Raw genomic sequence first — 11,059 nt, 5'->3', positions numbered from 1 at the left:
CCCGTCAGCGGCCGTGCGGTGGACGGGGATGACGGCCGGTCCCCGCGGTGTTGGCGCCGGTGTGAACCCGACCGCTGCGCCGACCGTGCCCGAGACGGCCGACGTGGTCGTCATCGGTGCGGGCCAGGCGGGCCTTTCCGCCGGCTACCACCTGCAGCGGCGAGGCTTCGTGCCCGCCGGTGCACCGCCGTCGGGCCAGCACGACGCCACGCCGACGTACCTGGTCCTCGATGCCGAGGACGGGCCGGGCGGAGCGTGGCGACACCGTTGGCGCTCGCTGCGGATGAGCACGGTGAACGGCATCTACGACCTGCCCGGCATCGAGCAGCCGGGGGTCGCCCCCGAGGCGGCGAGCGTGGACGTGCTGCCCGCGTACTTCGGCGACTACGAGGCGGAGCTGGGGCTCGCCGTCGTGCGGCCGGTCCGGGTCCGCCGCGTGGAAGAGGCCGACGGCGCGACGGGCCGGCCCGGCGACCTTCTGGTCCGCTGGGCCTCCGGCGACCGGTCCGGCGCGATCACCGCGCGGGCGCTCGTCAACGCCACCGGGACGTGGTCCAAGCCGTTCTGGCCTGCCTACCCGGGTCAGGAGACGGTCCGCGGCCGCCAGCTCCACACGGCCGACTACGTGCGGGCGGAGGACTTCGCCGGTGCGCGCGTCGCGGTGGTGGGCGGCGGGATCTCCGCCGTGCAGCTCCTCGAGGAGGTCTCGCACGTGGCGCGGACATTCTGGTTCACGCGGCGCGAACCCGTGTGGCGTGACGACTTCGGGCCCGACGAAGGGTCGCGCGCCGTCGCGATGGTCGACCAGCGGGTGCGCGAGGGGCTGCCCCCGCAGAGCGTCGTGTCCGTGACGGGCCTGATCCGGACGCCGTCGCTGCATGCTGCCGCGGAGCGGGGTGTGCTCGAGCGGCGGCCGATGTTCACCCGGATCGTGCCCGAGGGTGTCGTCGCGGCGGACGGCCAGCTCCTGCCCGTCGACGTGATCTTCTGGAACACCGGGTTCCGCGCGGCCTTGGACCACCTGCGGCCGCTGCACCTGCGGGCCGCCGGTGGCGGCATCCGCATGGACGCCACGCAGGTGGCCGGTGAGCCGCGCGTGCACCTGGTCGGGTACGGGCCGTCCGCGTCGACCGTCGGGGCCAACCGTGCCGGGCGGGAGGCCGTGGCGCGGATCGTGCGGTATCTCGCCGCTGAGGACGAACCGCTGCCCGTGCCCCACGACGGGACACGGGCAGCCGCTCGTCGGCGGTCCAGGGACGTCACGGCGTCGTGAGGTCCGTGACCTCCCCGTCCGTGACGGCACCTGGCCGGCCGCGTGCGCGCGGGGGAGATCAGGGCCTGCCGGTCCGGACCTCGAGCGTGGCCGGCTCGGACGCCGTCGGCGTCGCGCCCTGCGCACCGGCGACCAGCACGCGGTACTCGCCCGCGTCCGGCGGCACGGCGCGCACCGTCAGGGACGACGCCGTCGCGCCCGGCACGTCCGTCCACTCGCCGTCGACCAGGCGCTGCCACTGGTAGCCCGTGGCGGCGACGATGCCGACGTCGAACGTGACCTGCCGCCCGGGCCGCGACGAGACGTCCTGCGGCTGCTCGGTCACCACGGCCGCTACCGGCGTCTGACCGGCGGTGTACCGCGTGAAGTTGTACTCCCGCGGTGACTGCGGACGCTGCTCGCCGGTGACCTTGGCCTCCAGGTCGCACTCACCGTTGGCCTTGATCTTGAGCCAGTCGCCCATCACGTACTCGACGACCTCCTCCTTGTCGTCGCTGCAGATGTCGACGTGCCACAGGCGGTCGTCGTCGAGCTCGGTGACGAACTCACCGTCGCCCGAGTGGATGCCGGTGGGTTCGCCGCAACCGCGGTTCCAGACCATGATCTGGTCGGTCCCGTCACCGGTCCAGTTGTGGATGGGTTCGGGGATCGTGCCGTAGCAGCCGCGGGTCTGGCGCTCCTCGGCCCACACGGTCTCGCCCTGGGCGTCGATCATGAACAACCCGTCCAGCCCGTTCGAGGACCGGTTGATGCGGTCCAGCCCGAACGTCTCCAGGCCGGGAAGGTCGGCACGGAACTCGCCGACCATGATGTTCTGCGACTCGACGGTGTCGTCGTTGACCCAGATGGTCTCGCCGGTGTCCCAGCGGTGGGCCGACGTCGAGGCGCCGCCGAGCAGCACGTCCGCGGTGCCGTCGGAGTCGATGTCCGCGACCCAGATGGTGTCGGCATGGTCGGGCAGGTCGGCGGACCACAGCAGGTTGCCGTCGGCGTCGACCATGTCGTAGCCGATCATGATCTCGTCGCGACCGTCGCCGTCGAAGTCGTACGGCCACGGGTAGTGCCCGGTGTTGCCCTCGTGCTCCCAGATGACGGTGCCGTCGGACTCGACCAGCCAGGCCTTCGTGTAGCGGTTCTTCAGCAGGATCTCGTCCGGGTGGCCCTCGCCGTCGGCGTCGACGAACACGATGGCGTCGTGGGCCTGGGGGTCCGGCAGGGCGAAGTCGCGCACGTGCTCGCCGGTGGCGCCGTCGAACACGTAGAACCGGCCCCCGGCCTCCGTGTCGCCGTCCGGGTACATGCCCGCGACGACCTCGAGGTCGCCGTCGCCGTCGGTGTCCACGACCTGGGCGGGGATGTCCTGGCTGTTGTTGCGCCCGTCGGGGTCGACCTCGCCGATCTGCCAGAGCTGCTCGCCGGTGGCCGTGTAGGCCGTCATCGAGGAGACCATCGGGCCGTCGCGCAGGGCACCCGCATTGATGTGGTGCGGCTGGACCATGACGATCTCGGGCCGGCCGTCGCCGGTGAGGTCGCCGAACCACGGCCGGGCGCCGTCGCCAGCACCGCTGGTGTCGATCTCGGCCACGGTTGTCGACTCGACCATCCGCTCGAGCACGGTGTTCTCGGACGGCGCGGAGATGCCGCCCGGACCGACCGCACGCACCTGGTAGGTCCAGGTGAAGCAGCACTCGGTGCCCGGGCCGACGTCCAGCGCGCTCGACGTGTCCTCGGTGCGCTCCAGCAGCTGCCAGTCGTGGGAGACGTGGTCGGTGCGGTAGACGTCGTAGGCGACGGCACCGTCGGAGGCGTCCCAGCTCAGCGTCGAGGTCGTGGCGTCGTCGTCGCCCACGACGCGCAGGTTCGCGGGTGCCGACGGTGGGTCCTGCTCCTCGTCGGCGGCCTCGATGACCAGAGGCTGGGATGGGCCGGACTCGGCGGCCGCGCCGTTCGTCTGCGTGACGGTGTACGTCAGGGAGTCACCGAGGCGGATGCTCGGGTCGGCGTCCGCGAACACCGGTGCGGTGGTGTTGCCGACCTGCTCGGCCTCGCCGCCGTTCATGCTGCGATACACGGTGTACCGGGCGGCGTCGGGGCGGGCGTCCCACGTGAGGTTGACCGTCACGGCCGTGCCGTCGACCTCGACGTCGGAGGCGAGGTTCGACGGCGGCAGCTGCGACGAGACCGTGACGCCGTTGAGCCGCCCGTCGCGGGCGACGTCGAGGTCGAGCCGGCCGTCGTCGACGGTGACGACGTCGGCCCAGGTGGCGAACTCCCCGGCGCCGGCCCCGAGCGTGCCCTCGTCGGAGCCCTCGACGGTGAGCTCGGTGTAGTTGGCGGCGATCTCGTCGCCGCTGATGACGGTGACCCAGTAGGTGCCGTCGGGTACGTCGGTGGAGAACGTCGTCGTGCCGACGGTGAAGTCGCGGCGCAGGTCGTCCGGGGCTCCGCGGTCGCGGACCGCGACCTGACGGGACAGGCCGTAGCCCGCGCCGTCGTCGTACAGCTTGGTGTGCGCCACGCGGGTGTGGCCGTCAGCCACGGGTGAGCTCGCCGAGCCGAAGTCGAAGCGCTGGTCGACGGTCGTGGCCTCGGTGGCGCCCTCGTCCGCCGTGGCGCTGGCGGCCAGGGTGAGCGGCGCGAGCGCGACCGTCGCGGCGGCCACGACGGCGATCGCTCGACGCGGTGATCGGGTGGTGCTGCGGTGGGTGGGTGACAACGTCGTCCTCCATCGGTGCGTGCCGACGCGTCGCCTGGATCGACGACGTCGTCGGTCTGGAACTGGTCATGAATCGATTCAAGGCCGGGATGGAAAGCGTATGCCACCTGCTCGGCCAGCGCGAATGGCGCCGACTCGCGCCTGTTCGGCAATTTGCGCTCTGTTCGGCAGTTCGAACTGCCGAACAGAGCGCGAAGTGCCGAACGGGATGGGAGGAACGCTCGGGCTACCAGATGGTTGCCCCGGCGACGGGTGAAGTTTCCCGAGCCGTCGTGGCGAGGCCAGCCGGGCTTCACTCTCCGGAGCCAGCGTGATCGTGGGCCGGCAGGGGGCCGGCCCACGATCACGACAGGAGAAGCTCAGTGAGATCTACTGCCAGCCGATCGACCTCTCGCACGTCCCGACTGCTCGGCGTGACCGGTGGCGGGCTCGCGCTCGTCCTCACCGGCGCGCTGCTCCCGTCCGCCTCCGGCGCACCCGGCGGGGACGGCTCCTCGTGGGGAGAGTCGGCCTACCGCGGCTCCGTCGACGTCGTCGCCGGGACCGACGAGGACCAGCAGACCATCGACGGCGTGGTCTTCGTCGACAAGAACCAGAACTCCGTGCAGGACCGCGGCGAGCGCGGCCTGCGCGGTGTCACCGTCACCAACGGCCGCGACGTCACGACGACGGACCGCCGGGGCCGCTACGAGCTCCCAGCGTTCGACAACATGACCGTGTCCGTCACCCAGCCGCGCGGGTACCAGGTGCCGGTGGACGAGGACAACGTCGCCCAGTTCTTCTACCACCACCTGCCGGAGGGCTCGCCCGAGCTGCGCTACGGCGGGATCGAGCCCACCGGCCCGCTGCCGGACGCGGTGAACTTCCCGCTCGTGAAGAGCGGCCTCACGGGATCCGCCGCCCAGCAGTGCGTCATCGGCGGCGACGTCCAGACGTACACCCAGGACGAGGTGGAGTACGCCCGCAACGGCGCGTTCGCCGACCTCGCCGCGCGGACCGACTACACCGGCTGCGGCGCGCTCTTCATCGGCGACGTCGTCGGCGACGACCTGGCGCTGTATCCCCAGACGCGCGAGCTCGTGAGCACGCTCAACGGCCCGGCACGATTCCTGCCCGGCAACCACGACCTGGACTTCGACGCCACGTCGAGCGAGCACACCTTCGACACCTACCGGGCCCAGATCGGTCCCGAGTACTACTCCTACGACGTGGGCAAGGCGCACGTCGTCGCGCTGAACACGGTCGAGTACCCGGTGGGCACCTCGTACACAGGCTCGCTCGACGAGCGTCAGCTCGAGTGGCTGCGCAACGACCTCGCCCAGGTCCCGGCGAACAAGCTGATCGTCATCGCGGCGCACATCCCGCTCCTCGACTACGCCGACCAGGGGAGCAGCAAGCACCAGGTCGCCCAGGTGAACGAGATCTACGAGATGCTGGAGGGTCGCGAGGCCATCGCCCTGGGCGGGCACACCCACAGCATCGAGAACCTGCGCGAGGGTGACCGGCTCGAGGGCTGGTCCGAGGTCATGGGTGTCGACGAGCTCCCGTTCACGCACATCACGGCCGGCGCGATCTCGGGCGACTGGTACTCCGGCGACCTGCTTCCCCAGGGGTATCCGGCGGCACTCCAGCGCGACGGCGGCCAGCCCGGTGTGCTGACCCTGGACATCACGGGCAACCGGGTCCAGGAGCGCTTCACGGTGCGCGGGGAGGACGAGTCGCTGCAGATGGCGCTCGGCGTGAACACGCCGCGCTACCGCGAGTGGTTCACCACCCACCGTTCCGCCGTCGGCTCGGCGCCGGAGTACACCGACCCGCTCGTGGTGTCGCGCGCCGACCTGGCGGACACCACGTGGCTGACCACCAACTTCTGGATGGGCGGCACGGGCTCGACCGTCACGGCGACGATCGACGGGGGCGAGCCGGTCGAGGCGGTGCGCACCCAGCCCCTGCAGGGCGAGGGGCAGAAGGTCGGCGCCGAGTGGTCGGACCCGGTCGCCGCGCAGCAGCAGCTGGTGCACGGCGGCAGCGTCGCCGAGCGCTCCATGCACCTGTGGCGGCTCGAGCTGCCCGCGGACCTGGCCGCCGGTGAGCACACCACCGAGGTCACGGCCACGGATGTCCACGGGCGTGAGTTCACCGACACCTTGACGTTCCAGGTCACCGACTGACGGCTGCACGACTCCGGGCCGGTGGCTCGCGGCGCTCGGTTCGCCGCGGGCCACCGGCCCTCTCGTATCGGTCGGCCACAGCGGGCACGCGTCCGGACGAGCCGTGTGCCGGCGTCTCGACGGGAAGACCGCTGACACGCTCCGAGTGGCGCCCCGAGCAACTGTCCTGGATCGTCGATGGCGATGAACCGGTCGACGACGCCCCGCCGCCCCCGCCCCTTCACCACGGTCGCCGCCCTCGCCGTCGGCGCGCTGCTCGCCGCCGGCCTGCCGGCCACGGCTGGCGCCGCTGAACGTGCGGCACCCGCCACGATGACGCCGTCCGCCGCCCCGCCGTCGTTGCCGGCCACGAGCGGGCTCCAGATCGACGCCCCGGTGCCGGACATCGACTGGCAGCCCTGCGCCGACGCCGAGGGCTACGACTGCGCCGAGATCCAGGTCCCGCGGGACTACGACCGCCCGCACGGCCGCACCACCACGATCGCGCTCACCCGGCTGCCAGCCACGGACCCCGAGAGCCGGATCGGGAGCGCACTGGTGAACTTCGGCGGCCCGGGCGGCCCCGGCGTGGAGACCCTGCACACCGTCGGCGAGGTGATGGTCGATCCCGGGGTCCGGGAGCGGTTCGACCTGGTGAGCTTCGACCCGCGCGGGGTCGGCCAGTCCGACCCGGTGACCTGCTTCCGCGACGCGGAGCGGGAGGCGGAGTACGTCGCCGGGCTGCCCGAGATGCCGATCACACGTGCCGAGGAACACCGTGCCGTCGCCGGGTTCGCGCGGATCGCCGCCGGGTGCCAGGTGATCTCCGGCGACCGGCTCTCGACCGCCTCGACGGCGAACGTCGCGCGGGACATGGACGTGCTGCGGCAGGCGCTCGGGGACGAGCGGCTGACGTACATCGGCTACTCCTACGGCACCATCCTCGGCGCCACCTACTCGGCGTTGTTCCCCGAGCGGGTCCGTGCCCTGGTGCTCGACGGCACGATCGACCCGGTCGCCTGGTCCGGCGAGGGTTCGCCGGACCCGATCGCGACCCGCCTCGGCCAGGCGGAGGCCACCACCGAGACGTTCGCCGAGTTCAACCGGCTGTGCGCCGAGGCCGGCCCCGGGGCGTGCCCGCTCGCCACGCTGGGCGATCCCGCCACCGTCACCGAGGAGGTCCTCACCACGCTGCGCGAGGGGCCGGTCGAGGTGCCGGCCGGTGACGGCACCACGGTCACGGTCACCTACGGCCAGATGGTGTCGGCCTCGTTCCAGGCGATGTACGGCACGTCGACGTGGCCGGAGCTGTCGCTCGCGTTCACCCAGGTCGCGGTCGCCGACGGCATCGGCGAGCAGCCGCCGTCGGCGCGCACGCAGGGTCCGTCGCTGGACGACCTGCTGCGCGAGCTCGGCGTCGTCGAGGACTACCCGTCCGTCGGCAACGCGCTGGCCGCGCAGTGCATGGACACCGTCGAGCCGCTGCGCCTGTGGCAGTACCCCGCGTACGTCGAGGAGCTGGACGCGGCGTACCCGCACTTCGGGCGCTTCCGCGGGTGGACCGGAGCGGGGTGCGCCCCGATGGTCCTGCGCGACGAGGACGCCTACACCGGGCCGTGGGAGCAGACGACGCAGGCACCGGTCATGGTGATCGGCACCCGGTACGACCCGGCCACGCCGTACCGCTTCACCGCCCCGTGCGCCGAGCACTACGACGACGCGCGGGTGATGACGGTCGAGGGCTGGGGTCACACCACCCTCGGCGTGAGCTCGTGCGCGGACGCGGCGATCGCCCGCTACCTCGTGGACGGTGAGGCAGACGACGGCGTCACGTGCACGCAGGACGTTGAGCCCTTCGCCCCGGTGGCGCAGCGCTCCGACCGCGAGGACCTGCGCACCGTCGTCGGCCGGTCCGCCTGGGGCGTCTGACCGGTTGCCTCAGACGCCCAGCAGGTCGCCGTCGATCGCTGCGGCGGCGATCTGCCCGGCGCTCATCGCGGCGGTCACCGACGCCATCGGCATCGGGAAGTCGGCGGTGTGCGCCAGGTCCCCAGCGGCGAGCACGCCGGGCCGGCTCGTGCGGCCCATGGCGTCGACTGCGACGCACCCGGACTCGCGCAGCTCGAGGCCGAGCTGTTCCGCGAAGGGTGCGGACTGGTGCAGCGACGGCATCACCATGAGCCCGCCGAGCAGCTCGGGCTCGCCGTCGTCGAGCACGGCCAGCGCGCCGCGGTGGCCGCCGTCGAGCAGCGTCGGCTCCACCTTCAGCACCTTCTCGTGCCGCACGGCGACGTCGCGGCCCTCGAGTGCCGCACGGACGTCCGGGTCGAGGGTGCCACCGTCGGCGAGGACGACGAGCCGGCTCGCGATGCGCTCCATGAGACCGGCGACGCGCGCGACGTGCGTGCCTGACCCGAGGATGCCGACGGGGGTGCCGGAGAACTCGTGGCCGTGGCAGTACGGGCAGTGCGCGGCCACGGTGCCGAACAGGTCGGCGACGCCGGGGGTGTCCGGCAGCTCGTCGCGCAGCCCGGTGGCGAGCAGCAGGCGCCGGGCTCGGACGTCGCCGTCGTCGGTGCGGACGACGAACCCGTCGCCCGACGTGCCCGTGTCGGCACTGTCGAACGCCGCGACCTCGTGGGCCGTGGTGCGGCGCAGCTCGACCGTGTCGTACGCGGCGAGCGTGCGGTGGGCGGCGGCACGGAACTCGGCCGGCGGCGTGCCGTCGAACCCGAGCACGTTGTGCATGGCGTCGGCGGGGTCGTTGCGGTACGCGCCGGAGTCGAGGACCACGACGTCGCGGTGGGTGCGGCCGAGGGTGAGGGCGGCCTGCAGCCCGGCCGGGCCGCCGCCGATGACGATCGCGTCGTGGAGGGTCTCGTCCATGGTGGTCTCCTTGCTGGTGGTTGCGTCGTTCCCCAGCCTGTGAGTTCATGTTGACATGAAGTCAAGCGGTGCGACGTTCAGCGTCGGAGAGCTCGCGGCACGGTTCGCCCTGGAGACGCACGTGCTGCGCTACTGGGAGGAGGTCGGGCTGTTGGCGCCCTCACGCGACGCAGCCGGACGGCGCAGGTACGGCGCCGACGACGTCGTGCGGGTGGCGACGATCCTCAGCTCCAAGGTCGCCGGGATGAGCCTCGAGCAGATCCAGGTGCTGCTCGACGCCGGCCCGGAGGGCGCCGGGGCGCCGGAGCGGCACCGGGTGCTGGCAGCGCATCTGGCCGATCTCGACCGTCGGCAGGCGGAGATCGAGCGCTCCCGGCACATGACCGAGCACGCCATGTCCTGCCGCGCGCACGACATCGCCGCCTGCCCGAACTTCCGCACCCACGTCGGCGAACTGTTCGAGGGCACCCGCACCTGGCCGGATCTGCAGGTCGACCGGGCGTCCGTCACTGACAGCAGCGCGGACCCGCGCTAGCCTGGTCGTCGGGTCGGCACCCCGGCCCGGACAGGTTTGTGTATCTACCAGGTGCTCCTCGCGCCCACGGCGGCACGACGACCGTGCGGCCCCGCCGCGCTGGAGGAGACCGACAAGCATGACCCTGACGCACGATCGCGCCGCTGCGCACGACACCGGCCCCGCGCCGGCCACCACCGTCCTGCAGGCCGTCGGCCCCACCTACTTCCCGCTGGCGTTCGTCGCGCGCCTGCCGTTCGCGATGATGGTCGTCGGCGTGCTCACGCTCGTCGTCGCGGGCCGCGACTCGCTCACGCTCGGCGGTGCGACGTCGGGCATGGTGGGCCTGGGCGCCGCGGCGTGCGGGCCGCTCATCGGCGCCTGGGCGGACCGCGCGGGTCAGCGCCGCGCGCTGCTCGCGGCCGCGACGGTGCACAGTCTCCTGCTCCTCGTCCTGACCCTGGCGGTGTTCTCGTCGCTGCCCGACGCCCTCGTGCTCGCCGTCGCGTTCGGCGTCGGCGCCAGCGCCCCGCAGGTGCCGCCGATGTCACGCAGCCGCCTGGTCGCACTCATCGGCTCCCGTCTCCCCGCGGCCCGCCGGGGCACGGCGCTGAGCCGGACCATGTCGTACGAGTCCGCCGTCGACGAGGTCGTGTTCGTCTTCGGCCCGTTCGTCGTGGGGATCCTCGCCGCGCTGCTCGGGCCGGCCGCGCCGATCCTCGCCGCGGCCGCGCTGACCGCCGTTGCCGTCGGCGCCTTCGCCCTGCACGCCTCCGCCCGGACGACGGCGGAGCAGCGCCCGACGGCGGAGCGCCCGGAGGCGGAGCGCACCGCCCGCTCGCGGTCGTCCGCCGCGCAGGCCCCGGTCCGCGAGCTGTGGAGCGGGCGCGTGCTGGTGCTGGTCGCCGGGTTCGTCGGCATCGGGCTGTTCTTCGGCTCCGTGCTCACGGCGCTGTCCGCCCACACCGGCGACGTCGGGCACGCGGAGCGGGCGGGGCTGCTGTACGGGTTCATGGGGATCGGCTCCGCGGTGACCGCGCTCGCCGTGGCAGGCTTCCCCGCGCGGTTCAGCCTGCGTGCCCGCTGGCTCGTCTTCGCGGCGGTCCAGCTCGCCGGTGCCGTCGTGGTGGCGACCGCGCCGTCGACGCCGGTGCTGGTCGTCGGGCTGCTGCTCGCCGGCCTGGGTATCGGCCCCAGCCTGGTGACGATCTACTCGCTGGGCTCCGAGCGCAGCCCGGTGGGCCGCAACGCCACGCTCATGACGATGCTGGGCTCGGCGATCATCCTCGGGCAGTCGGCCGCGTCGGCGGTCACCGGGGTGCTCGCGGACGCGTTCGGCACATCGGCGGCCATGCTGGTGCCGGTGGTCGCGGCCGGCGTCGTGGCCGGTGCCGCGGCGGTCAACTGGCGGCTCGGCCGGACATCCGACGTCGTGGTCGATCACGCATCAGCCGCCGATGCGTGATCGACCACGTCGTCGGACGCGCGGCGGTCAGCTCGATGCTGTGGGAACCGTGGCG

7 protein-coding genes are annotated in these 11,059 nt (G+C 72.8%); 5 read left to right on the top strand and 2 right to left on the bottom strand.

Annotation, left to right across the window (positions count from 1 at the left end; translation table 11 throughout):
- Window positions 1-28 precede the first annotated feature (28 nt).
- Window positions 29-1,273, top strand: a complete 1,245-nt coding sequence (locus UQW22_RS17240) for an FAD-dependent oxidoreductase (protein ID WP_407318387.1) — start codon at window positions 29-31, stop codon at window positions 1,271-1,273.
- A 58-nt stretch (window positions 1,274-1,331) separates the two neighbouring features.
- Here UQW22_RS17240 and UQW22_RS17235 read toward each other — a convergent pair whose 3' ends face one another.
- Window positions 1,332-3,989: a hypothetical protein gene (locus UQW22_RS17235; protein WP_407318386.1), complete on the bottom strand. Its 2,658-nt coding sequence runs from the start codon at window positions 3,987-3,989 to the stop codon at window positions 1,332-1,334.
- Between the two features lie 413 nt (window positions 3,990-4,402).
- Between UQW22_RS17235 and UQW22_RS17230 the strand changes: the two genes are divergently transcribed.
- Entirely contained in the window at window positions 4,403-6,160 is a 1,758-nt protein-coding gene (locus UQW22_RS17230) for a calcineurin-like phosphoesterase C-terminal domain-containing protein (protein ID WP_407318384.1), read from the top strand.
- 183 nt (window positions 6,161-6,343) lie between these two features.
- Window positions 6,344-8,068: an alpha/beta fold hydrolase gene (locus tag UQW22_RS17225; RefSeq protein WP_407318383.1), complete on the top strand. Its 1,725-nt coding sequence runs from the start codon at window positions 6,344-6,346 to the stop codon at window positions 8,066-8,068.
- Window positions 8,069-8,077: 9 nt separating this feature from the next.
- Here UQW22_RS17225 and UQW22_RS17220 read toward each other — a convergent pair whose 3' ends face one another.
- Window positions 8,078-9,025 carry an NAD(P)/FAD-dependent oxidoreductase gene (locus UQW22_RS17220; RefSeq protein WP_407318382.1) on the bottom strand — a complete coding sequence of 316 codons (948 nt, stop codon included), beginning with the start codon at window positions 9,023-9,025 and terminating at the stop codon, window positions 8,078-8,080.
- A 55-nt stretch (window positions 9,026-9,080) separates the two neighbouring features.
- On the opposite strand from UQW22_RS17220, the gene UQW22_RS17215 reads away from it, so the two are divergent.
- Together UQW22_RS17215 and UQW22_RS17210 are read left to right on the top strand one after the other, a co-directional pair.
- Window positions 9,081-9,560: a MerR family transcriptional regulator gene (locus UQW22_RS17215; RefSeq protein ID WP_407318380.1), complete on the top strand. Its 480-nt coding sequence runs from the start codon at window positions 9,081-9,083 to the stop codon at window positions 9,558-9,560.
- Window positions 9,561-9,678: 118 nt separating this feature from the next.
- Entirely contained in the window at window positions 9,679-11,004 is a 1,326-nt protein-coding gene (locus tag UQW22_RS17210) for an MFS transporter (protein ID WP_407318379.1), read from the top strand.
- Window positions 11,005-11,059: the final 55 nt, after the last annotated feature.

Origin of the sequence: Isoptericola halotolerans, from assembly GCF_045689585.1 — a bacterium.
GTDB lineage: Bacteria > Actinomycetota > Actinomycetes > Actinomycetales > Cellulomonadaceae > Isoptericola > Isoptericola halotolerans_B.
Note: the sequence above shows the minus strand (reverse complement) of the source record. Positions and strands in the feature narration are given on the sequence as shown.

Bases quoted from the DNA above. Each gene is read 5' to 3' on its own strand.
- UQW22_RS17240 (WP_407318387.1), top strand. From the start codon at position 29: ATGACGGCCGGTCCCCGCGGTGTTGGCGCCGGTGTGAACCCGACCGCT.
- UQW22_RS17225 (WP_407318383.1), top strand. From the start codon at position 6,344: ATGAACCGGTCGACGACGCCCCGCCGCCCCCGCCCCTTCACCACGGTC.
- UQW22_RS17220 (WP_407318382.1), bottom strand. From the start codon at position 9,025: ATGGACGAGACCCTCCACGACGCGATCGTCATCGGCGGCGGCCCGGCC.
- UQW22_RS17215 (WP_407318380.1), top strand. From the start codon at position 9,081: ATGAAGTCAAGCGGTGCGACGTTCAGCGTCGGAGAGCTCGCGGCACGG.
- UQW22_RS17210 (WP_407318379.1), top strand. From the start codon at position 9,679: ATGACCCTGACGCACGATCGCGCCGCTGCGCACGACACCGGCCCCGCG.